This is a genomic window from Thermococcus onnurineus NA1 (assembly GCF_000018365.1).
Classification (GTDB): Archaea; Methanobacteriota_B; Thermococci; order Thermococcales; family Thermococcaceae; genus Thermococcus; species Thermococcus onnurineus.
In genome coordinates this window covers 948,281-973,323 of sequence record NC_011529.1, presented here as the reverse complement: position 1 = coordinate 973,323, position 25,043 = coordinate 948,281, and the positions used below count along the sequence as shown (strand labels likewise).

General features: G+C 50.0%; 32 protein-coding genes and 3 tRNA genes. 12 read left to right on the top strand and 23 right to left on the bottom strand.

The window, feature by feature from the left end:
• Positions 1–5 precede the first annotated feature (5 nt).
• Positions 6–401 carry a hypothetical protein gene (locus TON_RS05390; protein ID WP_012572013.1) on the top strand — a complete coding sequence of 132 codons (396 nt, stop codon included), beginning with the start codon at positions 6–8 and terminating at the stop codon, positions 399–401.
• Positions 402–522: 121 nt separating this feature from the next.
• On the opposite strand, the gene TON_RS05385 is transcribed toward TON_RS05390, so the two are convergent.
• Complete coding sequence (locus tag TON_RS05385; RefSeq protein WP_012572012.1) at positions 523–1,008, bottom strand: type II toxin-antitoxin system VapC family toxin; 486 nt, start codon at positions 1,006–1,008, stop codon at positions 523–525.
• 60 nt (positions 1,009–1,068) lie between these two features.
• Here TON_RS05385 and TON_RS05380 point away from each other — a divergent pair, with 60 nt between their 5' ends.
• The 3 genes from TON_RS05380 to TON_RS05370 are packed head-to-tail and all read left to right on the top strand — an operon-like array spanning position 1,069 to position 3,521.
• Positions 1,069–1,836, top strand: coding sequence for a LamB/YcsF family protein (locus TON_RS05380; protein ID WP_012572011.1), 768 nt, complete (start codon positions 1,069–1,071; stop codon positions 1,834–1,836).
• Between the two features lie 4 nt (positions 1,837–1,840).
• A complete protein-coding gene (gene pxpB / locus TON_RS05375; protein ID WP_012572010.1) occupies positions 1,841–2,527 on the top strand; it encodes a 5-oxoprolinase subunit PxpB in 687 nt (228 codons plus the stop codon).
• Positions 2,520–3,521, top strand: coding sequence for a 5-oxoprolinase subunit C family protein (locus tag TON_RS05370; protein WP_012572009.1), 1,002 nt, complete (start codon positions 2,520–2,522; stop codon positions 3,519–3,521). The genes pxpB and TON_RS05370 overlap by 8 nt, the downstream gene beginning before the upstream one ends.
• A gap of 9 nt (positions 3,522–3,530) precedes the next feature.
• On the opposite strand, the gene TON_RS05365 is transcribed toward TON_RS05370, so the two are convergent.
• Positions 3,531–3,965, bottom strand: a complete 435-nt coding sequence (locus tag TON_RS05365) for a UPF0179 family protein (protein ID WP_048055073.1) — start codon at positions 3,963–3,965, stop codon at positions 3,531–3,533.
• 27 nt (positions 3,966–3,992) lie between these two features.
• A complete protein-coding gene (locus tag TON_RS05360) occupies positions 3,993–5,033 on the bottom strand; it encodes an NAD(P)-dependent glycerol-1-phosphate dehydrogenase (protein WP_048055072.1) in 1,041 nt (346 codons plus the stop codon).
• 73 nt (positions 5,034–5,106) lie between these two features.
• Between TON_RS05360 and TON_RS05355 the strand changes: the two genes are divergently transcribed.
• From TON_RS05355 to TON_RS05335, 5 genes are all read left to right on the top strand, one after another.
• Entirely contained in the window at positions 5,107–5,916 is an 810-nt protein-coding gene (locus TON_RS05355) for a DUF63 family protein (protein ID WP_012572006.1), read from the top strand.
• A 5-nt stretch (positions 5,917–5,921) separates the two neighbouring features.
• Positions 5,922–6,704 (top strand): bifunctional fructose-bisphosphatase/inositol-phosphate phosphatase, encoded by a 783-nt coding sequence (locus TON_RS05350; RefSeq protein WP_012572005.1) that lies wholly within the window; start codon positions 5,922–5,924, stop codon positions 6,702–6,704.
• Between the two features lie 10 nt (positions 6,705–6,714).
• Positions 6,715–7,302, top strand: a complete 588-nt coding sequence (locus tag TON_RS05345; RefSeq protein WP_238516374.1) for a rhomboid family intramembrane serine protease — start codon at positions 6,715–6,717, stop codon at positions 7,300–7,302.
• A 51-nt stretch (positions 7,303–7,353) separates the two neighbouring features.
• Positions 7,354–7,461, top strand: a tRNA-Met gene (locus TON_RS05340).
• Between the two features lie 346 nt (positions 7,462–7,807).
• Entirely contained in the window at positions 7,808–8,989 is a 1,182-nt protein-coding gene (locus TON_RS05335) for a transglutaminase-like domain-containing protein (RefSeq protein WP_012572003.1), read from the top strand.
• On the opposite strand, the gene TON_RS05330 is transcribed toward TON_RS05335, so the two are convergent.
• Both TON_RS05330 and TON_RS05325 read right to left on the bottom strand, forming a co-directional pair.
• Positions 8,983–10,194 (bottom strand): DEAD/DEAH box helicase, encoded by a 1,212-nt coding sequence (locus TON_RS05330; protein ID WP_012572002.1) that lies wholly within the window; start codon positions 10,192–10,194, stop codon positions 8,983–8,985. The two genes, TON_RS05335 and TON_RS05330, sit on opposite strands and share 7 nt — an antisense overlap.
• A 71-nt stretch (positions 10,195–10,265) precedes the next feature.
• Positions 10,266–10,343 (bottom strand) — tRNA-Lys (locus TON_RS05325).
• Positions 10,344–10,455: 112 nt separating this feature from the next.
• Here TON_RS05325 and TON_RS05320 point away from each other — a divergent pair.
• Both TON_RS05320 and TON_RS05315 read left to right on the top strand, forming a co-directional pair.
• Positions 10,456–11,202, top strand: a complete 747-nt coding sequence (locus TON_RS05320; RefSeq protein WP_012572001.1) for a DUF835 domain-containing protein — start codon at positions 10,456–10,458, stop codon at positions 11,200–11,202.
• Between the two features lie 74 nt (positions 11,203–11,276).
• Positions 11,277–11,364, top strand: a tRNA-Leu gene (locus TON_RS05315).
• A 538-nt stretch (positions 11,365–11,902) separates the two neighbouring features.
• Here TON_RS05315 and TON_RS05310 read toward each other — a convergent pair.
• The gene (locus TON_RS05310) at positions 11,903–13,828 is read right to left on the bottom strand and encodes a helicase C-terminal domain-containing protein (RefSeq protein ID WP_048055071.1); all 1,926 of its coding nucleotides are present in this window, start codon (positions 13,826–13,828) and stop codon (positions 11,903–11,905) included.
• A 49-nt stretch (positions 13,829–13,877) separates the two neighbouring features.
• Between TON_RS05310 and TON_RS05305 the strand changes: the two genes are divergently transcribed.
• On the top strand, positions 13,878–14,207 hold the full coding sequence (locus TON_RS05305) for a membrane protein (protein WP_048055070.1): 330 nt from the start codon (positions 13,878–13,880) through the stop codon (positions 14,205–14,207).
• A 12-nt stretch (positions 14,208–14,219) separates the two neighbouring features.
• Here the strand turns inward: TON_RS05305 and TON_RS05300 are convergent, their stop codons facing one another.
• The 17 genes from TON_RS05300 to TON_RS10605 form a co-directional block, all read right to left on the bottom strand.
• Positions 14,220–14,924 carry a hypothetical protein gene (locus TON_RS05300; protein WP_012571998.1) on the bottom strand — a complete coding sequence of 235 codons (705 nt, stop codon included), beginning with the start codon at positions 14,922–14,924 and terminating at the stop codon, positions 14,220–14,222.
• 211 nt (positions 14,925–15,135) lie between these two features.
• On the bottom strand, positions 15,136–15,789 hold the full coding sequence (locus tag TON_RS05295; protein WP_012571997.1) for an ABC transporter ATP-binding protein: 654 nt from the start codon (positions 15,787–15,789) through the stop codon (positions 15,136–15,138).
• On the bottom strand, positions 15,786–16,247 hold the full coding sequence (locus TON_RS05290) for a hypothetical protein (RefSeq protein WP_048055069.1): 462 nt from the start codon (positions 16,245–16,247) through the stop codon (positions 15,786–15,788). Before TON_RS05290 ends, TON_RS05295 begins: the two co-directional genes overlap by 4 nt.
• Positions 16,244–17,002 carry a hypothetical protein gene (locus TON_RS05285; RefSeq protein WP_048055068.1) on the bottom strand — a complete coding sequence of 253 codons (759 nt, stop codon included), beginning with the start codon at positions 17,000–17,002 and terminating at the stop codon, positions 16,244–16,246. The genes TON_RS05290 and TON_RS05285 overlap by 4 nt, the downstream gene beginning before the upstream one ends.
• On the bottom strand, positions 16,986–18,062 hold the full coding sequence (locus TON_RS05280) for a hypothetical protein (protein WP_012571994.1): 1,077 nt from the start codon (positions 18,060–18,062) through the stop codon (positions 16,986–16,988). Before TON_RS05280 ends, TON_RS05285 begins: the two co-directional genes overlap by 17 nt.
• Before the next feature lie 42 nt (positions 18,063–18,104).
• Complete coding sequence (locus TON_RS05275; RefSeq protein ID WP_012571993.1) at positions 18,105–18,479, bottom strand: hypothetical protein; 375 nt, start codon at positions 18,477–18,479, stop codon at positions 18,105–18,107.
• 196 nt (positions 18,480–18,675) lie between these two features.
• Positions 18,676–19,722 carry a M42 family metallopeptidase gene (locus tag TON_RS05270; RefSeq protein WP_012571992.1) on the bottom strand — a complete coding sequence of 349 codons (1,047 nt, stop codon included), beginning with the start codon at positions 19,720–19,722 and terminating at the stop codon, positions 18,676–18,678.
• 142 nt (positions 19,723–19,864) lie between these two features.
• The gene (locus TON_RS05265; RefSeq protein ID WP_012571991.1) at positions 19,865–21,427 is read right to left on the bottom strand and encodes a proton-conducting transporter transmembrane domain-containing protein; all 1,563 of its coding nucleotides are present in this window, start codon (positions 21,425–21,427) and stop codon (positions 19,865–19,867) included.
• Between the two features lie 10 nt (positions 21,428–21,437).
• Positions 21,438–21,923 (bottom strand): Na+/H+ antiporter subunit E, encoded by a 486-nt coding sequence (locus TON_RS05260; protein ID WP_012571990.1) that lies wholly within the window; start codon positions 21,921–21,923, stop codon positions 21,438–21,440.
• Positions 21,920–22,324, bottom strand: coding sequence for a Na+/H+ antiporter subunit C (locus TON_RS05255; RefSeq protein ID WP_012571989.1), 405 nt, complete (start codon positions 22,322–22,324; stop codon positions 21,920–21,922). The genes TON_RS05260 and TON_RS05255 overlap by 4 nt, the downstream gene beginning before the upstream one ends.
• Positions 22,317–23,087: an MnhB domain-containing protein gene (locus TON_RS05250; protein WP_012571988.1), complete on the bottom strand. Its 771-nt coding sequence runs from the start codon at positions 23,085–23,087 to the stop codon at positions 22,317–22,319. Before TON_RS05250 ends, TON_RS05255 begins: the two co-directional genes overlap by 8 nt.
• Complete coding sequence (locus TON_RS05245; RefSeq protein WP_012571987.1) at positions 23,088–23,342, bottom strand: hydrogenase subunit MbhD domain-containing protein; 255 nt, start codon at positions 23,340–23,342, stop codon at positions 23,088–23,090. It lies immediately after the preceding gene.
• Entirely contained in the window at positions 23,335–23,694 is a 360-nt protein-coding gene (mnhG, locus tag TON_RS05240) for a monovalent cation/H(+) antiporter subunit G (protein WP_012571986.1), read from the bottom strand. The genes TON_RS05245 and mnhG overlap by 8 nt, the downstream gene beginning before the upstream one ends.
• The gene (locus tag TON_RS05235) at positions 23,691–23,975 is read right to left on the bottom strand and encodes a monovalent cation/H+ antiporter complex subunit F (RefSeq protein WP_012571985.1); all 285 of its coding nucleotides are present in this window, start codon (positions 23,973–23,975) and stop codon (positions 23,691–23,693) included. Before TON_RS05235 ends, mnhG begins: the two co-directional genes overlap by 4 nt.
• The gene (locus TON_RS05230) at positions 23,965–24,540 is read right to left on the bottom strand and encodes an NADH-quinone oxidoreductase subunit B family protein (protein ID WP_012571984.1); all 576 of its coding nucleotides are present in this window, start codon (positions 24,538–24,540) and stop codon (positions 23,965–23,967) included. The genes TON_RS05235 and TON_RS05230 overlap by 11 nt, the downstream gene beginning before the upstream one ends.
• Before the next feature lie 5 nt (positions 24,541–24,545).
• Positions 24,546–24,845 (bottom strand): 4Fe-4S dicluster domain-containing protein, encoded by a 300-nt coding sequence (locus tag TON_RS10610; protein WP_238516423.1) that lies wholly within the window; start codon positions 24,843–24,845, stop codon positions 24,546–24,548.
• Complete coding sequence (locus TON_RS10605) at positions 24,767–25,042, bottom strand: 4Fe-4S binding protein (RefSeq protein ID WP_238516373.1); 276 nt, start codon at positions 25,040–25,042, stop codon at positions 24,767–24,769. Before TON_RS10605 ends, TON_RS10610 begins: the two co-directional genes overlap by 79 nt.
• Position 25,043: the final 1 nt, after the last annotated feature.

Genomic DNA, 25,043 nt, shown 5'->3' with positions numbered 1-25,043 from the left:
ACAAAGTGAAGCTCATAGTCAAACCCGATAAAGGGTTCGGCAAAATTGAGATTGAACTCAGCAACGAGCTCTGGGGGAAAATAGAGAGGCTTAGTGAGGAATACAGCGTTTCTCCAGAGGATGTTATCGAAATCGCCCTTCTCGGAGAGTTTAAGATGCCCAAGGGGGAACTTGAGGAACTTGAAAAGAAGGTTGAAGAACTCGAGGAGAAGGTGTGGGAGCTGGAGAAGGAGTACGCTCCACTGCGCTTCAAGGCTTACGGTGTGAGTGAAGACAACAAAATCCTCGCAATTGAGCTCTCTGGCCTTATCGCTGAGAACAGCCAGCTCAGGCGCTTCTTGAGATTGAAGCCTGAAAGAAACCTCGAGCTGAGAAAGCTTATATCCTACTACCTCCAATGAACGACCGCGGATGATGACAGCGAATTGCACCGAGCTTCGTGATGACGAGGACTGGCCCTGACGCCGCCTGGGGAGGCGGGTGACGAATCCAAGACGGGATGAGGAGAACCGATGATATACCCTATGAGCGCCGACGCCTCCTCGGGCGCTTTCTTGGAATGAGCCTCACGGGGCTCCCACAATCTGGACAGATTCCGTCAGGAGGTTCGCTCTTGAACTTCCTTCCGCAGCCGATGCAGACGTAGTTCCAGCGGATGACCTTCTTTATTCCGCGCTTAAGGGTCTTGAACTCTATCCCAAGAACCCTTGCGATGTTCTGGAGGTTATAGTCGTCAGTGAAGAGCGTTCCCTTAAGCTCGTAAGCCAAGGCGAGGATTTCTATATCTGCTTCGCTCAGTTCTCCGAGCTCGCCGGTTCTTTTGGCCGCTTCCTTAACGGTCTCAATGCTCTCGCGTGAAGGCGTCAGCACTCTAACCTTCCCTGCGTTAATCAGGCCCTCCAAAAAGAGCCTTGACTCGGGGTCTTTAACCTCCTCCACCACCTTGGGGGTAGTTACGCCTTCGACGTCAACCCCCTGGATGAATATCGCGGCATCTATCACGAACATGTTCTTAACTCGTGGAAACCCTTTTTTAGATTTGGGTCGAAATGAACCCCGGTGGTGAAGGTGAAGGTTGACCTGAACTCGGACCTGGGTGAGAGCTTCGGCCGCTATAAACTTGGTCTCGATGAGGAAGTCATGAAATACATTACCAGCGCTAACGTTGCCACTGGCTGGCATGCGGGAGACCCGCTCGTCATGAGGAAGACTGTCAGACTTGCGAAGGAGAAGGGTGTTGCCGTTGGAGCGCATCCGGGTTATCCAGATTTGCTTGGCTTCGGGAGGAGATACATGAAGCTGACTCCTGAAGAGGCGAGGAACTACATTCTCTACCAGATAGGTGCGCTTCACGCCTTCACAAAGGCTGAGGGGATGGAACTCCAGCACGTCAAGCCCCACGGTGCCCTTTACAATGCCCTCGTGAAGGATGAAGAGCTCGCAAGGGCCGTGATTGAGGGAATCACCGACTTCGACAGAAGGATTATTTTCGTGATGCTCTCCGGCTCAAGACCGGCAGAGATTGCCGAGGAGATGGGACTAAAGGTTGCCCATGAGGTCTTCGCCGACAGAGCCTATAACCCGGACGGTACGCTTGTTCTAAGGGGGAAGCCCGGGGCGGTAATACACGACAAAGAGCTCATAGCCGAGCGCGTTGTCTCTATGGTGAAGGACGGCGGCGTTAAGGCCATCAACGGGGAGTGGATCGAGCTCAGAGCCGACACAATCTGTGTCCATGGAGACAACCCGAAGGCAGTGGAGATAGCAGCTTATATCAGGCGCGTCCTCGAAGATGAGGGCATCAATGTAGTGCCTATGGGTGAGTTCATAAGGTGAGAGCATGGTCGAGTTCAAACCAGCCGGCGACTCAGCGCTTGTTATCTCCTTCGGCGAGGTAATAGATGAGAATGTAAACAGAAAAGTCCACGCCGTGGCGAGAGCCATCGAAGAAGCTAGTCCTCAGTGGCTCATCGAGGTTGTCCCAACTTACTCAACCGTTTACGTCTACTACGATCCGTTCATGGTGAGCTATACCGAGGTCGCCGAGGCAGTGAAACATTTCCTCTCCGCTGAGCCTGATGAGGAGAAGTCGAGAATAGTCGAGATTCCAACGGTTTACGGCGGTGAATTCGGGCCTGACATCGAGTTCGTCGCTCAATACAATGGCCTCAGCGTGGATGACGTCATCGATATCCACTCGAAGCCTTTGTACAGGGTCTACATGCTAGGCTTCACCCCAGGCTTTGCCTATCTGGGTGGAATGGACGAGAAGATAGCCACCCCCCGCTTGGAAAAACCGAGGCTGAAAGTTCCCGCCGGAAGCGTGGGCATAGCTGGAAAGCAGACGGGCATATATCCCCTCGAAAGTCCCGGTGGCTGGCGGCTTATCGGCAGAACTCCTCTGAAGCTTTTTGATCCAAGGAAAGACCCACCGACGCTCCTCCAGCCTGGCGACTACGTGAAGTTTGTGCCGATAAGTGAGGAGGAGTTCTGGGAGCTTTACAGAGGGGGTCAGGACAATGATTGAGCTTCTCCAAGTCCCCTCGCTCCTAACCGTCCAAGATCTTGGCAGAACCGGCTACAGAAAGCTTGGCGTCCCAGTAAGCGGCGTCATGGACGAAGTGAGCGCGAGGCTAGCCAACTACATAGTTGGCAACCCGGACAACGCCCCGGTTCTTGAGTTCCTCCTTGCAGGCCCAACCATCCGCTTCAACGCTTCGGCTGTCTTTGTCATCGCTGGGGACGTGGGGGTTAAGCTCAACGGCGTTCCCATAGAACCCTGGAGGAGTTACTGGGCAAAGCGCGGCGATGTTCTAGAAGTTGGAACGCTGAGGAGCGGTCTATACGGCTATATCGCTTTCGCTGGAGGGATTAAGTGCGAAAGGCTCCTCGGCAGCTGCGCGACCTATACGCGGGCGGGCCTTGGCAGGCCCTTAAAGGCAGGCGATAGGCTAACGCTCGGATACGTCCTGCTAACGGGTAAGGAAGGTAGAGTTCTTCCCCGGGAGCTGAGGCCCGATTATTTGGCAAAGGAGAAAGTTATCCGCGTAATCCTCGGGCCGAATCTTGACCACTTTACCGAACACGGAATAGAAACCTTTCTGAGCGAGACCTACACGGTGACCCCCGAATCCGACAGGATGGGCTACCGCCTCGACGGACCGGCGATAGAGCACTCGGAAAAAGGAGCCGACATCGTAACGGACGCCGTTCCAATCGGCTCAATTCAGGTTCCGGCAAACGGGAAGCCGATAATCATGATGGCCGATGCCCAAACCACTGGCGGCTACGCGAAGATAGGGGTCGTTGCTCGGGTTGAGGTTCCGCTGGTAGCTCAGAGCAGACCGGGTGAGAGGCTGAGGTTCAAAGCGGTGAGTGTCGAAGAAGCACATGAACTTTTAAGGAGGCGTGAGAAGATGATGACGGCGATAAAAGCATTTCTTAATGGAGAGCTCAGGGCGTACAGGATCAAAACAGGAGGAGAAGAGTTGATAGCGTTTGCAGAAGTAGAAAAAGAATAGAAGAGGGCGTCACTCCTTTTTCCTCATTACTTTGACGAGCTTGTAGGTTCTTCCGTTGCACTCCACATCGCCGAGGATTTCTATGATTTTGACGCTGTCGCCCTCGAAGAGCCCCTCCGGACGGAACAGGTCACGTTTCTCCGGGTCACTGCAGTCCACGAAGCTCAGCTTTATCACAGAACCCGCTATGGCCAGCCTTGGTTCGATGGCTACCTCGATTGAAGGCTCCACAACCTCGACGACCCTGACCTTGCCCTCGTGGAGAGGGCAGGAGTGCGAGGGCATGCTCCTTACGCGCAGAATCTTGTAGCGCCTTCCTGGTTCGAGGTTTCCAACGCAGACCCCTGCGAGCTTACAGGTCCTGCACGGTTCTGCTGGGCCGTAATATATGAATTCAACCCCAGGCCTTGCCAGTTTTTCTCCGACTAACGTGATTATTGCCATTCCAAACACCTCCATGAATGATGATCCTTAGATGACTCCTGTGATTTTAGCGGCCTTTTCGGCTGCCTCCCTCGTCAGGCCATCCTTTCCGAAGATTGTATAGCGCTCTGGCCTTATCGTGTGAGCAATCGTGAGCGCCTCGATGATATACTCGGGGTCAATTCCCAACTCATATGCGTTAGTTGGTGCTCCCACCTTCTTTAAGGTTTCCCTAATTTTCTCCCATCTAAGGCCATGAAGGTAGGCCACTATTATGGTCCCTACTCCGCACTGTTCGCCATGCAGAGCCGGTTTTGGCGCTATGATGTCGAGCGCGTGGCTGAATAGGTGCTCAGCGCCGCTTGCCGGCCGTGAGGAACCGGCTATGCTCATAGCAACGCCGCTCGAGATTAAACCCTTTATGACCTTTCTCACGCTATCCTCGTTGCCGAGCCGTATGATATCAGCATTCCTTATCACCATTTTGGCGCTCATCAGACTTAAGGAGGCAGCGTATTCGCTGTAGTACTCGCCCCTTATTCTGTGAGCCAGTTGCCAGTCCTTTACAGCGGTGAAGTTCGAGATTATGTCTCCGACGCCGGCCGCTAAATAGCGGTACGGGGCGGTTTTGATAACCTCAACGTCGGCTATGACTGCTATCGGGGGAATAGCTTTGATAGAGGTCTTCGCCCCCAAATCCTTTATCGAGGCGTTAGCGCTTGCTATCCCATCGTGGGAAGCTGTGGTTGGAAAGCTGATGAACGGGATACTCGCCTTGAAGGATGCTAGCTTGGCGACGTCTATTATACTCCCGCCGCCAACGGCTATGAGCCAGTTAACGTTTTCGTCCCTTATTTTATCCAGCGTTCTTTCAACCTCGCCCATTGTGGCATCTCTTACGATGAGCGAACTAACCTCGAAGGCCTCCTTTAGGTTTTTCTCGACGTCCTTCCCGGCGATTTCCTTAGTCTTTGGGCCGTAGAGTATGAGAGCCCTCTCGCCAAGACTCAGCCTCTTTGCAACGTTAACGACTTCTCCCTTGAGGTTCTCGCCCAGCAACACTTCCCGCGGCAGCTGCATTAAGTGCATCCCCATCACCGTCCGTAGGAACTATAGTGGGAAAAGCTTTAAGGCTATCGGAACAACCGTCTATGGTGGTCGAATGGGTCTCTACGAGTTCTTTTACAGGTACTTCATCGAGCCTATAATCAACAACGAGGGCTACAACATCGTCAACACATTCGTTTATGCAATAATCCTTGGAATAGCCGTCCTCCTGCTGTACAGGCTCCTGAAGAAGATGGGGATAAAAATAGACGAGCACTTTTTCAAGGCGCTGATTCCGTACATGATCCTCGGCCCGCTTATGAGGGCGATGACAGATGTGGGAATCCTCCCAAGGACGTACTTGACAGTCAGTCCAGGCGGCTACTTCGTCATCGCAGCCTTTGCCCTCGCTTCCCTCTACGTCGTCTGGCGGCACGTTGGGTCAGGGGAGAAGTTTTACCCCCTCTACCGCGATTTCGGATACGTCCTCCTTGGTGGACTGGTCTTTATACTGCTGATAAACCTAGACAAGGTCAACTTCAGGTGGGAGGTCTTCAAGTACTTCGTGCCAATTCTTATCGCCGCGGAAGCATTCATATGGGTGCTCTCGAAAAAGGTCAAGCTTGTGGGAGACAACTCGCTTCTCTTTTACACCCACTTCTACGACGCGACCACTACCTTCGTGGGAATTCAGTTCTTCGGTTTCTGGGAGCAACACGTTTTAGCCAGAAAACTCATGGAGTTCTCCGGTACTCCCGCGGTGATTTATCCCGAGAAGCTCCTAATACTGCTCCCAATAGTCTGGATACTCGACAGGGAGATGAAGGATGAAGATCCGGAGCTGATAAACTTCGTCAAGCTCGCAATGTTCATACTTGGCTTTGGACCCGGGACTAGGAATCTGTTGATAACCCTGATGGGGTGATACGTATGGAAAAATTTGGTGAGATCTCCTGGAACGAAGTGGCCATTGAGATGGCCAAGGAAGTTGAGAAGGTTGTAATGCCCCTCTTTGGAACCCCAAAGGCTGGGGAAACTATTGGGACTAACGTGAGCGGTGACGTCACTAAGTACGTTGACAAAGTGGCCGAGGACATCGTCTTGAGCAGACTGCAGCCCCTCGACGTCAACGTCGTGAGCGAGGAGGTTGGACTCATAGACAACGGGAGCGATTACACGGTTGTCGTTGATCCCATAGACGGCTCCTACAACTTCGCCGCGGGGATACCTATATTTGCTTTCAGCTTTGCAGTCTTTGCAGGTAGAAAGCCGGTCTATGGTGCGATATATGAGTTCGTTACCAAACATTTCTATGAGGGCATTCCTGGAAACGGCGCCTTCATGAACGGAGAGAGGATACACGTTAGAAAGCCGGAACGTGGAAAGGAAGCACTGAGCTTCTACACGCGCGGAAGGTGCATACGCCTCATAAAGAAGGTCAAACGCGTCCGTGTTCTTGGAGCTATAGCAGTTGAGCTGACTTACCTCGCTAGGGGGGCTCTCGACGGCGTTCTCGACATAAGGAATTACGTTCGCCCAACGGACATAGCGGCGGGAGTTATAATTGCAAGGGAAGCCGGCGCGATAGTGACGGATGAGAAGGGAAACGAGCTCAAGCTCAACCTCAGCGCCACGGAGACAACCAATCTAATAGCTGTGAATGACAGATATTTACTTGACCTAATTCTGGAGGAACTCGCCAATGATCTTTAAAGGCTCCACAATGAAATACGGGAAGGTCACAACGGCGCTCTTCGTGATTAACGTTGTCGTTTACATTTTCGAGGCCATACTGAGTGGTAACCCCATAGACATCAGCATCGAGGTTCTTGCCAGAATCGGTCAGTGGAACTATGCAGTCCTTAATGGTGCTTGGTGGCAGCTCTTCACCGCCATGTTCGTTCACGTGGGAATACTTCACATAGTCTTCAACATGTACTTCCTCCTTATGCTTGGCAGTCAGCTGGAACGCCTTTTCGGGGGCAGGGTTCTTGTCTTTACTTACTTGGCCGCTGGTCTTGTCGGTAATCTGGTCACGCTCTTCCTCCTCCCGCCGAACTCGATCAGCGCCGGCGCGAGTGGGGCTCTCTTCGGAATCGTAGGCGTTCTGATAATGGTATCGGGGATACTCGGTGGCAACATCCAGAGTGTCTTCGTGAATGCTTTCATCCTCTTCCTGATAAACAGCATGTTTCCGGGAGTAAACGCCTATGCCCACCTGGGAGGCCTCATAACTGGCATCCTGCTTGGTCTCCACTATGGCAAGAAACTCAAGAAAAAACTCGTGGCAATGACCTACAGCTATGCCTAGTGAACGAAAGATTTAAAAATACCCCCCGAAAGGTATAACCCGGGCGCTTGTGCCGGGGTAGCTTAGCCTGGTCAGAGCGCTCGGCTCATAGGGCCGCTCCCCTTCGGGGGAGCCTGAGAAACCGAGAGGTCCGGGGTTCAAAGCCCCGCCCCGGCACCATTAGAAACTTCTGCCAAGCAATGTTGGAGCTTCGCTCCAACACATGGAGAACTTCGTTCTCCGCTGAAGTTTCATCAAAGCTCGTATGCCCTTCTAAATTGAATGCCTCCTCAAAGGGTTTCACTCTTACTGGCGTTCTTTGAACGCCTAAAATAATCTGAAACTCAATAAAAGGTTGTTTTTAAGTGAAATATGTATTCACGGCTAATTGTAGAGGACATACAAACTCATTCTCGCCAATCCTCGCAGTTAGAAAACTTTGATCAAACTTTGCCTGCAAAGTTTACTGGCGCAGAGGTTGCTCCATGAAGGTTTCCTTTATAACTTTCACTGACGATTTTATGTCATGATGAGAAGGGCAGTCTTCGCGCTGGTAATCGTGCTCATGGTGTTCGTTTCAGGATGTATCACTGTAGTTCAGCAGACCGAAACTTCGTCTTCCACGTATTCCCCAACAACTTCTACCTGGAGCACGCCCGCTCCGACCACCACTACAACCACAACAACGTCTCCTGCGACATGGACGAATCCCGAAGTTCAGTGGGGCAACTTAACCGTTCTCCTGCCAAGTCAGGATGCCCAGTTGAACTGCTCAGGGATACTCTGGCGCTACATACTCAAAGACGCCCTTCCCTGCATGCTGAGCAGGCCGGAGCTTGAGGTTATCTCCCCACTCGCGGAGAAGCTTAAAGGCGAAAATTTAGTCCAGAGTGCCTGGAACGTCCTTGACTGGGAAGATCAATGGATAATCTACGACCGAGAGAAGGCCAAAGAGCCTTTTGCCAAGGTTATCATTTACCCTGACGGAAGACAGGAAGTTGTTGAGGGACAGAACAACACGATACAGACTCCCTATGAGACGATTATGAGGGGAAAGGGCATATGCACTGACTACACTGTTCTCACCGACGCCCTGCTCTTGGCCATGAACTACACCCCCGTTTACGCGATGGCGATAAACCTTACCGACCTTGGCCATGCGGCGGCACTTGTAAGGATAGACGGCTGGTTCTTCGTCCTTGACCAGCATCTGCCCCCGATGGATCTCGGCTCCTACTATCGCTACTGGAAGAGGCATGGGAGCATAATAATCAACGCAACGCTTTACGAGATAATGCTAGGAGAGAACCTTGCTGAAGTGAAGACCCTCGGGGTCTTGAGTGGAAAAGACTTTCTCATACAGGACTACACCATGACGGAGAACGACGCAAAGGCTCTGGCTTATGGTATGCTGAACCTACTTGCCCAAGATTTTGGAATTGGCGCCGATAATTCTCTCTCGCTTATCTCCGAGGGCAAGCTTCCGGAAGGTTACAAGGCCGGCTGGATGTGGAGCACGACCTTCTACAATCTGGCCGATTACTATCATCCCATATTCTACGAACAGTATGTGAAGTGGCTCCTCGAAAGGATGACACTGGATTCAGAAACTGTAGAACACCTTGAAAAGAGTGCTTCAGCGTGGATAGAAGTGGGGATTGAGGGCAACGACCTCGTTGTCACCCTCTACCTCGGCCAGCGTCAGTAGCGCCTTGAATAGCCGCGGGAGTAGTCTCTTCTTCCGTTTTTCCGGTATCTCTGTGGTCTCTCCTCGCGCTTGTACCTCTCATGGTACTCCCTAGGTAGCTCCTCGCTGAGCTCGGACTTCTGGATATCAACACCCGCGACGCTTGCTATGTAGCGGAGCCTCTTGAACTCGCCAGGCATGATGAAGGTGACCGCCTTACCTTTCTTGCCCATCCTGCCGGTTCTGCCTATCCTGTGGACGTAGTCTTCGGCCGTCATGGGCAAGGAGTAGTTCACTATGTGGCTTATGTCCTGGACGTCGAGGCCCCTCGCTGCAACGTCAGTCGCTACGAGAATCCTTGTCCTCTTGGTCTTGAAGCGCCAGAACGTCCTTTCTCTGGCCGCCTGACTCATGTCTCCGTTGAGGGCTTCGGCGCTGTAGCCCTGCTTCCTGAGCTTCTCGCTCAGCTCCCGTGTTTCCCTCTTCGTCGCGCAGAAGACTATCCCGTAGAAGTCGTCGCTTAGAATTTTCTTAAGGGTTGAGAACTTTCTGGCAGGGACGACTTCAATGTACTCCTGCTCCACCATCCCTGGAACGAGCTCGTCGCTGCTGACTTTGATTACCTCGTAATCGTTCATATAGCGCCTCGCCAGCCTTAAAATCTCACGCGGCATCGTTGCCGAGAACATCAGCACGCGCTTCTTCTTCGGTGTTTCCCTAAAGATTGCCTCTATGTCATCTATGAAGCCCATGTCGAGCATCCTGTCGGCCTCGTCAAGGATGAAGAACTTCACCTTACTCAGATCTAGGGTTCCGCGCCTTATATGATCGAGAACCCTTCCGGGGGTGCCAACGACGACGTGAGTACCTCTCTCAAGGGCCCTTATCTGCGGACCAATCGGCTGGCCGCCATAGACTGCGTAAACGTAAACCCTCTTCCTCCCGCGGAGGCTCTTTATCTCGTCTGCCACCTGAAGGGCGAGCTCTCTTGTGGGCGCCAGGATAATCGCCTGGACGCTCTTTTCCTTTTCATCAATTGCCTCGATTATGGGCAAGGCAAAAGCGGCCGTCTTTCCGGTCCCAGTCTGGGACTGCCCGATTATATCCGCATCGCCAGATAAAAGACGCGGAATGACCTCTTTCTGAATGTCGGTGGGCTGTGAGAAGCCCTTCCTCCTAACGGCAACTAACGTCGCCTCAGATAGGCCTAAGTTTTCAAAACTCATTTTTCTTAACTCCTTTCAACTGCTCAAACGCGCTCCTTCAAGACTCGAACGCGTCGAGAAGAACCGCGATTTGGCGGGCCGGGGGGGATTCGAACCCCCGACCACGGGATTAAGAGTCCCGCGCTCTAACCATGCTGAGCTACCGGCCCTCAACCCGAAACCATAGACGGGAGGTGGCTTTATAAATTTTTTGGTCTGAGGTGGGACGCCGGGTGTTACGCTTGGGAAAAGAATATAAACCCACTGTTATATGTAGAAACAATGATAACCTACGAACACGTTAAACTCGTAGCTGAAATAGTTGCCTTCGTTTCCCTCACTGGGGTAGCTTATTTGCTGATCTCCATTAGAAGGGTGCTGAGAGAATTTTTGGGGATCTCAGTAGTCAGGGGAATATTTCTTGGGGTGCTAATTTTCTGGTCTGGGTATCTGATAAATGTTCTCAATGATATTTTTCCGCTGGAGCTCCTGAAGATACTGGACGACGTTATAGCAACAATAGGTATTGGGATAATAGCTCTCTCGGCGGTTAGAGTTAGAAAACAGATAGTAATGCACGTGAAACCCAGAGTCGTTCTCGACGGAGAGTCTGGACTCCATCGTGGGGCGTATCTCGTTAAGCCCACATCTCCCCAGATGATTCTGGGGCTTCTATCGGGAAAGAAGGTACTTGTTGTAACTAGAAGGCCCCAACTCTACGAGTCCCTTGGTGTTCCTTACATCTGGATAACGAACGTAGACCATCCAAAGGCGATATCCCCCACAAGGCTCGCTCCCCTTCTGCACACCATAATAGAGAGTGCTGATAAGGATACTTTCGTTATTTTCGATGGACTCAATTACCTCATACTCCAGAACGGATTTGAATCAACAATCAAATTTCTCATGTCCCTTAAGGATGTCCTCCTTGAAAAGGGTGCTGGTATTGTATTGATCGTTGATCCTGAAACCTTGGAGAAGAAGCACATCGCGATGCTCGAAAGGGAATTCAAATGGATACTGAAATGACGCTACGTTGGAATGTGTTCTCTTCACGGACCACAAAATTTATAAAGCCTCTCCGAGCGTTATACTTTGGCAACGCGGGGGTTGCCGAGCCTGGTCAAAGGCGCGGGATTGAGGGTCCCGTCCCGTAGGGGTTCCGGGGTTCAAATCCCCGCCCCCGCACCATAAGAAACTTTTCTGGGAAAAATTTCATCAAAAGTTTCTGACTGTTCTAACAGGCTGTTTTGAAATTGCGTTCGATACAATAATAATAGCTATATTTTGCGGTGAATTCCTTTTAATCGACCCTTTAAACAGTGGGTTCACCCAAAATTGATGCCTTTGGGGTGTCTAAAGGGAAAGGACTCAGATGGGATTGCCTTCTCATTAGTAAATTCCCTGCTAAATGCTCGGCATAACTAGAAATGCACTCCAAACTTGCCACTTCAGCAGTGTCTGACTTTTCGCCGGTCTTTCTAAAGGCTGTTTGCCAAGCAAAAGTTTGATCAAAGCCCGTACATCTTCTTGAAGTGCCCTCTTTGGGAGTGGGCTCACTTTTTAGTGGGCAGTTTTAGAGTGCTCAACCCCAAGTGAGTGTCCAGAGGGCGTCAAAAAGAAGAGGGGACTCACGTTAAGCACTTCTTCATTTGAGAAATCCTCTATAGAAGGATCCCAGAGAGTCGCACACTGATAAAGTGGTCATCTAAAAGTAGCCCTTCTTTGGTCAAGCTTTGCCTCGTAAAGGTTGCTGCCAGAACCGCCTCAAATACAGCCTCATTCTTCCCAGATCAACGGGTCTCATTGTCTCCCGCATCCAGTCTGGTAGGTCCTTCTTTATGCCCTTCCACAGCAGGCGGTAGTCGAGGACGATTATTGACCCCTTCTCCTCCGCCGAGCGGTGAACCCTTCCTGCCGCTTGGACGAGCTTTCTGTGGGCCGGCAGGTAATAACCGTAGTATCTGCCTTTGCCCGGGAACTTTCTCTCGAAATACCTTATCTGTGCTTGAACCCTTGGCGTCGGCCTCGCGTATGGAATACCAACTAAAATGACTCCGTTCATCTCGTCACCGCTGTAGTCCTGTCCTTCGCTGTTTCTCCCACCCATAACACCGAGGAGAACCGCACCCTTCCCCCTGGCGTGGGCTTTGAACTTGGCAACGAGCAAATCGTTCTCCTGGGATGTAGCGCCCTGTTTCTCTATGAATATTGCCTTCCCCGTCCCTTCAAGGCGAACCTCGAGGTTTGCCGAGAGCAGACCCTGCAGAACCTCATATGATGCGGTAAAGACACCGACGTTCTTCGGAATGAGCTTAACTGCTTCGACGATGTAGTCAACCATCCGCTTATAGACTTCCATCGAGCGCTCCTCACCACGTGTTGAAACATCCTTTGCAACCAAAACCTGAGCGTTTTCGCGCTTCACCATGCGTGGGAACTTCTTCAGCTTGGCGTTTTCGATGCCCATAACGTCGCGGAAGGCCTCTAGAGGTGTTAATGTTCCAGACATGAATATCGCTGACTGGACGTTCTTTACGAAGCTCAGCGCCTTTGAAGGATCCAAAGCCACGAGCTCAAGGCTGAGGCCTTTGTCCCTGCTCATTAGAAAGAGGTAATCTTCCCTGCCTATGAGCGAGAGCCAGAAGAGGAGGAACTCCCCAACGCGGCCGATGTAGGAGCGCGGCGGCTTGCCCTTCTCTATCTTGTCCTCCCTTATTGAGTCTCCAACCGCCACCATCTCGTTGAGGGTTTTGACCAAATAGCGGCCGTCGAGGTTGAGTATATCCACGACGTGGGCGAAGACAAGCTCCGGCTGAATCGGTACCTCGTGAACGTCCCTTTCTCTCAGCTTCTCCTCATAGAGCATTTCAAGCCCCTTTCCGAAGATGCTCAGAAAGTTTGCTATCTCGTGCTCTCTGTACTCGTCGGCCTCCTTTATCGCCCTGTTGACGGTGTGGATGCTCAGCCTGTCGCTCAGGGCGGAAATAGCCTGGTCAGGAAGGTTGTGGGCCTCATCGAAGACGACAATTAGGTCAGAATAATCGATGTCGAGTGAGCTGAGGAAGTTCTCCCTTATCGTTGGGCTTAGCAGGTAGAGGTAGCTCGCGACTATGACGTTGGCCTTTTCCGCTATCCTTCTCGTCAGGTCATAAGGGCAGAGCTCCAGCGTTTGAGCGTAGTCGAGTATCTCCATCGGATGGCTCGGCTCCTGAAGGAAAAACTTGATCAGCTCGTCGAACTCGGTCTTTTTCTTCTTCTCGTTCTCATAGAAGGGACACTTGCCAAGCTTTTTCAGGTTTTTGCAGACAACCATGGCGTTGTAAGCGTCGGTTGTGAACTGGGTCAGATAGCTGTGAAGGCACAAATCCTTCCTGCTCCTTAGCTCCACGCCGGAAATAGGCGTTTTCCTGTTTATCGCCTTCAGTTCCTCTATAACCCGGTCCATCTGTCGGTGAGTTCTCGCCAGATAAAGAACCTTGTAGCCCATTTCAATAGCGTACGGTAGAATTCCAGCTAAAACGCTTACAGTTTTTCCAAAGCCCGTTGGGGCCTCGATTATAGCGTTTTCACCGTTTTTGACGGCTTCGTTAACGAGTTCTATGAACTCTCGCTGGTGGGGCCTGAGGCTCTCGTAGGGGAAGTATTCGCTCATGGGAAAGAGTTTTAACGGCTCGCTTTTAACTTTTCCCCAGGTGGGAGGAATGGAAGAAAAGGACAAGAGGCTCATCGAATACACCGTAGAGGCGTTGATCGTAGCCTGGCTGAGCTATCTGTTCTTCTACCAGAACTATCTGCTTTACAACTGGCACCGTGGGCTGCCTCTCCCCTCGAAGTGGCCCTTCCTCCTGGTGGGCATTGGCATAGGTGCACTTTTCTTCTGGAATGAATGGAGGAAGTTCGAAAAGGAGCTTTCCGAGGGGAGCGTTTCCACGGAAGGAACCTCTGGAACCCCAACTATCACCAAAAAGATGCCAGAAGAGGGCTCTCAGGAACTTCTTAACGAGGATCTCATGAATGATGAGGTTCTCTGAAATCGTTTACTGTCAGTGCTCCTCAATTTTAACCATATATCTTCCGGCCAGCTCCATTCCAGTAAAATCGTCCTCTGACACGTCCAGAATGCTCTTCCTAACCTCTATTATAGAACTTCCCGACGCCGTCTCGTACTCTACCTTTTCAATGACTCCTCCGAGAACTTCCGCGACAAACCTACTATCCCCTGCCTCCCCAATTATTCTGAATGACCTCCTCCCTGTTTTTAGCATCACGTAGCGGAGCAAATGGGCAAGCAGTGGGGCCCTAAACTCCTTGAGGATGAACTCCCGCGCAGAACCGAAGACGAGCGGGGCAACGATGTGGTGGCTCTCCGCCATTCTGGCGAGGGTCTTACCGGAGCCCTCGGCGATTAGCCTGAGCTTCTTTCCGAGCAACTTCTCGCCGGGAATGTCGGCAGAAGCTCTAGCCAGCAGATTCCTATTGTCTGCCATGAATGACAGGATTAAAAGACCCTTCCGACCTTTCATTACGTAGGTGACGTGAGGTTCGTTGAAGGCCAGCTCAAGGGCTCCCTCGAACTCGAACTTCCAGAGGAAGCTCTTAATGGAGAGTTTCGCAATAAGCCTCTCTTCTGTCTTAGTAACCTCTGCCCGGTATGGAAACGTTGGGAAGAGCTCCTCAGGATTCACCGCGACGCTTATTAGAGCTTCCCATCCTCCTGAGAAGGGCACCCTTGCCGTCTTTGACTCCATGCCGAGCACCCTTGTACATTGTCCCTCTAAGAGATGCTCGGACCGGTTTTTAAAGTTGGCGGAAGAGAGGGGAGTATAAACTAGTTGCCCGCTGAGTGGACATACTTCTATATGAAGCCTGTCTGTTCCAACTTGGGGGTGCATGAGTATCGAACCATGTACGTTGCTGGTCTTTGTCTGAGAGTGGGGAAATTCACTATCCTTTGAGTCCCTAGTAGAGCCGCCGAAGGGTCTCCTCTATCTCTCCTGCATCTCCCTGGGCCACAAGCCTGCCGTCGGCTATCACATAGACCCTATCCACCACTGGGAGCAGAGGCTCCCACATGTGGCTGATTATCAGAAAGCTTTTTTCTTCCCTCAGTTCCTTGATAGTTCCAATGATGTCCCTTATTCCACTGAAGTCTAAGTTTGCCAGTGGTTCGTCGAGCATCACCAGATATGGATTTCCCACTAATGCCTGAGCCAAGCTGAGCCTCTTAAGCATTCCGGAGGAGTACGAAACTATCCTCCTGTCAAGGTAGTCTATCCCGAGTATTTCTGCAACCTCTTCCACGTCGTCTTTTCCACGCGCCCGTGCGAAGATAGAAAGCCATTCTCGTCCCGTGACGAATGTGGGAAACCTTGGTGGGTCAAAAGCGACGCCAATACGTTTTCTCACGGCGCCATCTGACCAAGGGTTCTTTCCGAAAACTTTGATGTCTCCTGAAGTAGGCCGATAGACTCCTGCTGCTATCTTCAAGAATGTGCTCTTTCCACCTCCGTTTGGACCTACGATAAGGTTGGTTCCTTTGGGGATCTTAACCGTGACGCCGTTGAGGGCCGTGATGCTCCTGAATCTCTTCGTCAGTTTCTCGGCAGTTATCACTTGAACCACCTCATCCCTGCTAAGATCATAGAAAGGATTACACTTACGAGAATTCCAAGGCCATAGTAGGTATCCTGAACCTGTTTGGGGGGATGTAGGTCTCTCATAAGGAGGGCACAGGTTGGCATTCCAGAACCCCTAAACTGAAGGACGTAGTCGCCTTCATATGGAATAGGGAACTCGGCCGTGAGCTGTTGGTTCATGTTTGCCTCAAAGATGGTCGAGTTTGAAAAAACGTTTTTGATATAAACAACTCCAGTGCCTCCTGAACAGGTTAGCCTTGCTTTCATCCATCCAGGAACGTAGAAGACAAATGAATCGTACTCTCCACCCTCCGTGCTCTTGAGAGCGACGGGGGACGTGTTTATTTCAACGTTCGATTTGATTGAATAGGCCGCCATTAATCCGAGAGATGACATAAGTAGTGCAATGAGTATTGTCATTATAAGCCTCCTCACAGCACATCCCTCCTCTCTATCATCACAATGCCCACCAATAGGAGTATTGCCGGTACAACCACTCCAGCAAAGAACTCCGTCTTAGCGATCTTGGAGGTATCGGGAGTGGTTAGCACCAACATCACTATTCGGTTAATGAACCTGAACGGAGGAACACTCAGACCAATGAAATTGGGAACGGCGAGGATGAAAAAGGAGACGAGAAAATCAAGGAAGGCGTTTCTAAAGGTAAGGGATACCACTATGGAAACAGCCACGGAGTAGAGAACGAAGTAAAGGACAAGAATCATTGCCGAAACGAAGTTCCCGCTGCTCATTACTTTGGTAAGGGCACCCCAGTTATCGGCCTGAGTTATCAGGATGACAAAAAATATTGGAATGTAAGTAACCAGCAGAGAGAGCAGATAAACGGTAGCAGTCTTCACGAAGAAGAACTCCCTCTTTGACAGAGGAAGGGTGTAGAGTGAAAGTGCGTATCCTACATCCCTTTCCTGCCTGAACACCAATATAGACAGTACCGGTATTATAGATACCAGAATCATCCATATCCCAGAAAAACCTAAGGTGGATATGATGGCTGTTCCAGTAACGATTTGCATTGTTCCCGAGCCAAATCCTGACGCTCCTAACGAGCTGCGTGCTTCGAAGAGCTTGGAGGCAAAGATGAGAACGAGGGTCGGAATACTGATGGCCAAAACAAACAGGCGCATGTGTTCGTTTAGCTCCCAGGTGAACGCTTCACGCAGACTTCCCACGCAGGACACCCCCTTTCAGAAGGATTATCACAACGAGGACAGATAATGAAATGAAAAATCCAATTTTAAGTCCGCTTTTTGGGGGATCACTCTCGACGACTTGATTGTTCTTCTGAATGTTTGTCTTGAAAAGGGAAACCCCGTGCATCCACAACTCCTTGGGTTCTTTCGTACCGACCAATTCTTTCATGTGTTCACGGGCATAACTTATTGCCTTTTTATCTGCCACTGAAACGTCCAGGATTCCTATCGCCTGGAGATCAGCGATGGGCCCCATAAAAGTCAGCATAATGTCCAGCTGGGGATTGTAGGAAACAATACTGGCACCCTGTGACTCAAAGAACAGCAAATCAGTCACCGAAGGTTCGGTTATAAGAATTCCATTGGGCTTCTCAATGGGACCATAGTACGTCAATATGGTCGTGTTGATGATTTGGTTTGAACGAATCTTTATTGGAGTGCCGTTGTGTATTAGGAGGGTGTCATTCACATTCAGGTCTCTTAATCCCCACAGTGAGGTGTGGCCGTAATACCTGCCCTCTAAATCGTAAACGCTTCCATTCTCCAAGAATATCAAGTATTTGCCCCTTATTGTTATCGGCCGAAGAGACGTCACTTCCACCTGTAAGACGTCCTTGTTACCTATCTCTATGGAGTTGTTGGCCACATATACCGTCTCATCCCAGAAGGGATTTCTAGGGAGATTTGGAGCGTTGTCCTGAGGGACGAATACTATGTTTATTCCGTTAGACGTGTCATTTCTCTCGATATCGTTGGGGTTCGGAGTGAGAACTACCTCAACACCCACTGTTGCAATTCCTTTTTGAGAGTCCACGGATATGATTGTGAAATTTATCAGGATTACTTTGACTGACTTTACAAGATAATACGTCCCGTTAAACCAATAGACTAACATTGCATTGCTGAAATTGTCAACGGCGTAGTATGCAGTATACGTTCCTGGTTCAAACCAAAACGGGCTGTAAGTGGTGCCCTTTGCTGCGGGCGTCACAAGGCAGGCACCAAATAAAAAGAGAAGAATAAGGGCACTCTTTTTCACTCCCTACCACCTCTATCTGAGCTATTAGGGGTTCATGGATCATTACCCTACGGGTGCTGGGACAAGAGCTACAATCCAGTCACCATATGTACCGACGGTTCCATAGACTCTGGTCCCAACCTCGTACACGGACTCCCATCTTTCAACTCTCCAGAGCAGGCCGTCCCCCCATGACCTTGCCTGGTGATCCCACAGGACAAGTGTTAGAGTGTATTCTGGCGGTACTTCCCACTGCCCCATCGCATAGGCACTGAATCCCCCACTGGCAAAGAAGTAGTTGACATCTCTGTACTCATAATCCTCCCCTGCAATGGCCCCTGGCTTCACTGTGGTGTAGTGGAGTGCTGCCACGCTCCCTACCATCAGGAAGATGGCCAGAACAGCCAATCCAACAGCCCCTACTTTCCTTCTATCCATCGTTCCCCCCATTTGTGGTGAGGGCGTTCTTATTATCTGCTAAGATAATAAAAACTTTTCGATTTATAGATGTTTTGAAGAGCTTTTATGCATGATTATAGCATTGAACTCCAATAGTATTATCTAGCAATTCTGGATAGTTGATAATGTAGATGGAAATAGAGAAGAATATTATTTTAAATTTAGGGAAATAAAGTCAGAGCTTAAGCCCCGGAATCTCTTCGAGAACCTTGACCATCAGCTTAACTCCAGCGTCAACGTCGCGTCCGTCCACAACTTCCGCGTTGGAGTGGATGTATCTCGCTGGAACGCTTATCGCTCCCGTTGGAACGCCAGCCTTGTTGAGGTGTATTGCGCCAGCATCGGTTCCTCCACCGAGGAGGATGTCCCACTGGTAGGGTATCTCGTACTTCTTGGCGAGCTCCTCCATCCACCTGACGATGGTCGGGTGGCAGATGACGGAGCGGTCCATTATCTTTATTGCGGTTCCCTTTCCGAGCTGGGTGACCTGCTTGTGCTCCGGTGTTCCAGGAACGTCAGCGGCAATGGTAACGTCAATGGCGAAGCCGTAGTCAGGGTCAATGCCAAAGGCTGAAACCTTTGCACCGCGGAGGCCGACCTCCTCCTGGACGGTGGCCACAAAGTATATGTCCGCATCGGTCTCGCCGAGCTCCTGGGCGGCCTTGACAAGGGTGTAGACAGCAATCCTGTCGTCAAAGGCTATGCTGACGAGTCTGTGCTTGCCGAGTCTCTCAAGCCTTCCGTCCCAGGTGATTATGGTGCCGATCTTAACTCCCATCTCCTCGGCTTCCTCCTTGCTCTCGGCGCCTATGTCGATGAAGACCTGTTCCCAGGTCGGAGCCTTGCTCCTCTCCTCGGGCTTCTGGATGTGCGGTGGAACACTTCCACCGACACCGTAGATGAACTCGTTCGGGCCAATCCAGACTTTAAACCTCTGGGCTATGAGCGTCCTTGGGTCAACACCGCCAACCGGGGCAACGCGGAGGAATCCGTTCTTCTCGATATGGGTGACCATAAGGCCTATCTGATCCATGTGGGCCGCGAGCATGACCTTTGGCCCGGAGCCTTTCTTGTGGGCTATGACATTGCCGAGCTTGTCGACCTTTATCTCATCGACGTAGGGCTTGAAGGCCTCGATGACAACGTCCCTAACGCCCAAAAACTCATATCCAGAAACACCAGGAGCCTCAACAATCTTTTTGAGCAGCGCGTAGTCAACCATTCCCATCACCTCTTTCGTTAAGATTTCCATCTAAATGCTCGGGTGGGAGATATTTAAGGTTTTAGGTGTAGTAACAACCCATTGATAGTCATGTGCTCATTTAAGCGCTGTTAACAGATAAAAGAGTAGAAGTAGAGTGTGATTAACGAATAGTCTTTAAGGCAAGATCCAATACTGCATTTATGTAGCTGTTATAGTCCATCGCCTGTGTCGCTGCTGGGTTTATGAGGCCGTCCACAATAATTGGGGTTGCCAGTCCGACTATAATACAGATTACCGCCAATACCAAACAAACTAAGCTCATGCTGGCATGCTCTTTGATCTTTATATCCTTCCTTGGTTTGCCCAGCCAAATAATGTGGAACACCCTTACATAAGCTACCAGCGCAATTACAGAGCTTATCACCAGGATTAACGCTGGACCAAGGCCCTTCTCCATTAAAGCATTGAAGAGTAGCAGCTTGCTGAAGAACACGTTTAATGGTGGAACACCTACGAGGCTTAATGTAGCTATTGCAAGGCTGAACGTCGCAACTGGCATCTTTTTACCCAGGCCAGCCAGATCATCCACGTTCCTTGAACCAATGGCGTGAATAAAAGCTCCTGCCGCTAGGAACAGCAGAGCTTTGGCAATGGCATGGTTTACCAGGTGGAACAATGCGGCCTGTAGTCCTAATTGAGTGCCAAGTCCAACCGCCATGAATAGATAACCCATGTGCATTATTGTTGAATAAGCAATGAGTCTCTTAACGTCCTTCTGGACTGTCATCATTGCAGCGCCGAAAAGGGATGATACTGCACCAAGGACAACGACGATGTTACTCAATACGCTGACTATGCGGGCCAATTCTGGAATTAGTGTACCCCCATAGACGGTGTAGAGGAATCTGATGAGTGAGTAGACACCGACGTTGACGACTAGTCCTGAGAGTATGGCTGAGATTGGGCTTGGTGCTGCTGGGTGTGCTTCTGGGAGCCAGAAGTGGTTCGGGACTATTGCGGCCTTTATGAGGAACGCCCAGGTGGCCAAGGCCAAGGCAACACCCGAGGCAACCACGATATCCCCAACTGGAGCACCAGTTAGAGGAAAGTCCATTCCGTGAACCTTTGCCGTCAAATCGGCAAGATTAACAGTACCGAAGGCGCCGTAGAGTATTCCGAGGGCCAGAAAGTACATCGTGGTTCCTACGGCACCTATTAGGGCGTATTTGAGGCCAGCGTACACTGAATCGCCTCTATCGCGATAGAACATCACCAGGGCATAGGCTGCAATACTCGTAACTTCTATCATGACGAAAAGATTGAATGCATCCCCGGTCAACAGGACTCCCAATAGTCCGGCCTCCAGACCCAGATAGAGCGTATAATACCACTCCAGACCATTTTCGTGTTCTAGGTATCTATACGAGTAAATTGAGATCAGGAACATAAGTCCAGCGGTCACCAAGGCAATTAAGGCGCTTAGCTTGTCGACTTCGTAGATTACACCAACTGGTGCACTCCATCCTCCGAAAGTGTAGACTAATGGCCTGTCCGAGGCGTAGGTTTTCTGGAAGAGTTTGAAAGTGCTAACTAAAGCCAAGCCAGTCCCTATTAGGACGTAAGCCTGGATTATCTTTCTGTTTCCTTTGATTATGATTGAGAATAAAGGTAGTGCGAATGCGAAGATTACCGGAATGACTGGAGTAATGCCGACAACGTCCATTTTCATCACCTCACTCGAATATCCTCTTCGCAAACTTTTCAAAGTCTGCAGAAATTTCTCCCTTAACCTGTTCAGGATCCTCTGTAGTTACGTTAATCCAGTTCACATACATGTACTTATCATCTAGATCTACAACTACTGTTCCTGGAGTGTTGGTAATTGAATTTGCGACTAGTGTCTTTGCATAGTCTGTTTTTACTCCAATTGGTACTTTGACAATCCCTGGCTCGTACTTTCCTGTAATCGTTCTCACCATAACGTCAACGTGGGACTTAGTCTCGGCCACGAGCATGTACCAAATGAAATATATCACAGTCCATAGCCATCTGGTAGGGTTCATGGCTTTTGTATCATTCTGGACTAAGTATCTCCCAATAAGCAATCCGACACTAATGGCTACGATTATCCCAGTAACTAAGTCAAATGGACTTGCAGACCCCGTAAATATGAGGTATGTGATGAATATCAGCGTTGCAGTGGGGACCACACCTTTCATCGTTCACCACCCCCAAGTAGCTCCTGTTGAAGCTCTCTCGTGTCAACAGTCCCGTATAAACGGTAAATCTGGATTATTGCAAAGGCTAGGAGAACGTTAACGGCCATTCCAATAACCACCGCAGTAATCACTAGGGCCTGTGGTAGAGGGTCAACTGCTGTGCTGATGAACTGACTTAGTGTCTCCTTGCTTAAGTCGGGCAATATTGGTGGCATTACAGGATAAATTGAGCGATATCCAAGTAAAACAACAAGCAGGTTTGTAGTATCTCCCAAAATTGTTAGTGCGATGAGTTTTTTGACTAGATTGGGCCTCCCCACGATACCATACAGGCCGATCATGATTGTCGCGATGAGTGATAGTATTATGATTGATAATATAAAGGGAACCGCACTACTCATCCACATCCCCCCGTAAAAAGCGCTTAAATATGCTTTCTGGGATTGCTAGTAGGAGGAATACTGCAGTGAAGCCGGCTCCAACTGCTAGGAATTCGAAGAAGTTGTAGTAAATCAGTGAACCGCCAATAAGCTGGCTGTCGATCTCTGCGGGAAATACTGGCTGATTCTGCATGATGAAGCCTCCGCTAAGGAGTGGAACTAACGCCACTAACGCTATTCCCAGGAGTCCAATAGAACGCAGAATTAATGCCCTCGTCTTGTCCAAGCCATTTTCTTCTAGGGTATATTTTGAGTATGCTGCTATTATAAGGAGCGGAGCGACCGCGAGAGCAGAGCCGCCCTGGAAGCCACCACCGGGCGTTAAGTGACCGTGCAGGGCTATCGAAGCCGAAACCGCAAGGATCATGACGACAATAATTTTCGTAACTGATTTGACTACTATGGTAAGACCTCCTGTGAATTCCTCTGTCTTCTGCTTTGCTGCCTTTTCCTGTCTTTTATTTAGCCTAAAGAGAGTTAGGCTTCCAATAATCGCAAGGAAGAATACCGCAGTCTCAAAGAGTGTATCAACACCACGATAGTCCCACAAGATTGAGGTGACGACCTCTGGACTTCTAGCCGAGTAATCCCCGAAATAACTATTCTGGAGGTAAAACTCACCTAGAGGTCTTACATCAGTTTGCTGGGGGAGTTTTGGAGCAATATAATAAGCCAATCCCAATATTGCCACAAGTATGATTACAAGTGGGATTAGCTTTTTCATTTACACCACCTCGTATCTCCCTGTTTTACTCACAACGAAAACCAGGAGTGCTGAATATATTCCAACCGCTATAGCAACGTAGGCCAGGACAATGTCTGGTGCCATTAGGATGTAAAATGCGATTGCATAGGCAATTGCTTGGACTGCCGAAAAGCCAATGGCTCTAAGCAGGTCTTTTTCAATAATTGCCAAGTATGAGAATATTAATCCGATGATTGTTGTAATTGCCAGCATTAGTAAGTGCACTTCAATCATGCTTCTTCACCTCTGTTAAGTGGTCGCACTTGGGGTTCCATTGGACGAGCTTAGCTTTGTGAGCGGCGTACGCTAAGGCATGGGCACCGGCAGGCGCTGCCAGAAGCACTATTATCCCCGTGACGAAACTAGCTCCTGCTATGGCATACTTGTGGGGAAGGAAATTGCTACCCAATGCTAAAAATCCGACACCGAATAACGGCACTACTGCACCCCCGATAGTTCCAACAGTTGCAGCGTGTAGCCTGACGTAGAAGTTGGGGAAGCGGAGTAGGCCTATGGCCCCAAAGAGGTCGCAGATGCCGCCGATGATTATCATGATGGCTCCGAGGTAGAACAGCACCTCACTCATGCTCCCACCTCTCTACTCACAAGGTATTTGGCTATGTAGATATCCAGAAGATAAGCCCACAATGCTAGAGTTATAGCACCACTAATCAGAAAGACGCTTTTGAAGTAGACTGCCAGAATGGCCATGAATGCTGCGATATCGAAGCTCATGCAGTCTATTGCTAGTATTATGTCAGGTATTGTTGGACCTCTGAAAGCTCTAATTGCATAAATCACAAATGCAAGCAGGTAAAGCGGAATAATGAACTTCATGAAGATAATGAATGTGTCCTCAAGGCTCATCCTCAACCCCCCTGATGACAATTCCCGGCATAAAGTGCCTCGTCTTTTCTGTTTCACTTATGAGCTCGGCGATCATTAGCTTCTCATTTGCCACAGATTCCTCCGGCTCGACATAGACAGTCTTCTTCTGTTTTGACTCTAGCATCCCACTAGCAACAGCCACACCGTAGATTATGGCCTCTGGCTTTGGGGGACAGCCAGGTATAAAAACCGTCGCGGGAGGCTCCATGTTGTATTCTTCTTTTAGAATCCTGTAGAGCTCTTTAACACCACCTATTACGGAGTAAGTATCATACCATATGCCCCCTCCACAGGCGCACGCTCCTATGGCCAGAACCACTTTTGGCTCCGGAACCGCTTTCAGAGCGTCAATAACCTTTGGCAGACACTCCCTTGTAATTGGTCCGGTAAATGCTATGGCGTCTGCATGTCTGGGAGAGCCAACGAGCTTTATCCCGAGTCTTTCAACATCGTTTCGTGGTGCAAAGATATTTAGGATCTCTATATCACAGCCGTTACACGAGCCGGAGTTGAGATGAAAAACCCATAGACTATTTTTTACCATGGATCTCACCCCCACACCCTCCACTCAGACGTTTTTTTCGCTCTACACTCAGGGCACAGAAGGAGATTCTTTCTTTCCCAAGGGTGTATTTTTTCGAGAGAAGCTATCAGATGCCTATATGTGTCGAAGGACTTTCCGCACTCACTGCAGCGGGCCATCTGTAGTTCCACAATCTGGTGCAGTTCGTCATGATCTGATGTAGCAAGCTCGAATTGTGTGGTTAGCTTTATCGCACCCACGGGACATACGTCTTGGCAACGACCACAGAATATACATCTCCCAATGAAAAGATGGACAACTCTGATGCCCCTAGCCTCGTCTGTGAAAACTCTAATTGCTTGGGGAGGCAGGCGTTAGCGCAGGCACCGCAACCTATGCATGTTTCCTCGTTGATAACTGGTTTTCCTCTGTAATCATCTGGAACGTCAATCGGAGCGAAAGGATATTTTTCTGTGACACTACCTATGGAAATGGCCTTGCCCAGTAGTTTCAGCCTCCCCATT

Bases quoted from the DNA above. Each gene is read 5' to 3' on its own strand.
- TON_RS05300 (WP_012571998.1), bottom strand. From the start codon at position 14,924: ATGGAGTCAAAGACGGCAAGGGTGCCCTTCTCAGGAGGATGGGAAGCT.
- TON_RS05360 (WP_048055072.1), bottom strand. From the start codon at position 5,033: ATGCACTTAATGCAGCTGCCGCGGGAAGTGTTGCTGGGCGAGAACCTC.
- TON_RS05320 (WP_012572001.1), top strand. From the start codon at position 10,456: ATGATAACCTACGAACACGTTAAACTCGTAGCTGAAATAGTTGCCTTC.
- TON_RS05245 (WP_012571987.1), bottom strand. From the start codon at position 23,342: ATGATTGAAGTGCACTTACTAATGCTGGCAATTACAACAATCATCGGA.
- TON_RS05370 (WP_012572009.1), top strand. From the start codon at position 2,520: ATGATTGAGCTTCTCCAAGTCCCCTCGCTCCTAACCGTCCAAGATCTT.
- TON_RS05355 (WP_012572006.1), top strand. From the start codon at position 5,107: ATGGGTCTCTACGAGTTCTTTTACAGGTACTTCATCGAGCCTATAATC.
- TON_RS10605 (WP_238516373.1), bottom strand. From the start codon at position 25,042: ATGGGGAGGCTGAAACTACTGGGCAAGGCCATTTCCATAGGTAGTGTC.
- TON_RS05260 (WP_012571990.1), bottom strand. From the start codon at position 21,923: ATGAAAGGTGTGGTCCCCACTGCAACGCTGATATTCATCACATACCTC.
- TON_RS05275 (WP_012571993.1), bottom strand. From the start codon at position 18,479: ATGGATAGAAGGAAAGTAGGGGCTGTTGGATTGGCTGTTCTGGCCATC.
- TON_RS05255 (WP_012571989.1), bottom strand. From the start codon at position 22,324: ATGAGTAGTGCGGTTCCCTTTATATTATCAATCATAATACTATCACTC.
- TON_RS05230 (WP_012571984.1), bottom strand. From the start codon at position 24,540: ATGGTAAAAAATAGTCTATGGGTTTTTCATCTCAACTCCGGCTCGTGT.
- TON_RS05345 (WP_238516374.1), top strand. From the start codon at position 6,715: ATGAAATACGGGAAGGTCACAACGGCGCTCTTCGTGATTAACGTTGTC.
- TON_RS05310 (WP_048055071.1), bottom strand. From the start codon at position 13,828: ATGAGCGAATACTTCCCCTACGAGAGCCTCAGGCCCCACCAGCGAGAG.
- pxpB (WP_012572010.1), top strand. From the start codon at position 1,841: ATGGTCGAGTTCAAACCAGCCGGCGACTCAGCGCTTGTTATCTCCTTC.
- TON_RS05270 (WP_012571992.1), bottom strand. From the start codon at position 19,722: ATGGTTGACTACGCGCTGCTCAAAAAGATTGTTGAGGCTCCTGGTGTT.
- TON_RS05335 (WP_012572003.1), top strand. From the start codon at position 7,808: ATGATGAGAAGGGCAGTCTTCGCGCTGGTAATCGTGCTCATGGTGTTC.
- TON_RS05365 (WP_048055073.1), bottom strand. From the start codon at position 3,965: ATGGCAATAATCACGTTAGTCGGAGAAAAACTGGCAAGGCCTGGGGTT.
- TON_RS05265 (WP_012571991.1), bottom strand. From the start codon at position 21,427: ATGGACGTTGTCGGCATTACTCCAGTCATTCCGGTAATCTTCGCATTC.
- TON_RS05330 (WP_012572002.1), bottom strand. From the start codon at position 10,194: ATGAGTTTTGAAAACTTAGGCCTATCTGAGGCGACGTTAGTTGCCGTT.
- TON_RS05350 (WP_012572005.1), top strand. From the start codon at position 5,922: ATGGAAAAATTTGGTGAGATCTCCTGGAACGAAGTGGCCATTGAGATG.
- TON_RS05250 (WP_012571988.1), bottom strand. From the start codon at position 23,087: ATGAAAAAGCTAATCCCACTTGTAATCATACTTGTGGCAATATTGGGA.
- mnhG (WP_012571986.1), bottom strand. From the start codon at position 23,694: ATGAGTGAGGTGCTGTTCTACCTCGGAGCCATCATGATAATCATCGGC.
- TON_RS05305 (WP_048055070.1), top strand. From the start codon at position 13,878: ATGGAAGAAAAGGACAAGAGGCTCATCGAATACACCGTAGAGGCGTTG.
- TON_RS05385 (WP_012572012.1), bottom strand. From the start codon at position 1,008: ATGTTCGTGATAGATGCCGCGATATTCATCCAGGGGGTTGACGTCGAA.
- TON_RS05235 (WP_012571985.1), bottom strand. From the start codon at position 23,975: ATGAGCCTTGAGGACACATTCATTATCTTCATGAAGTTCATTATTCCG.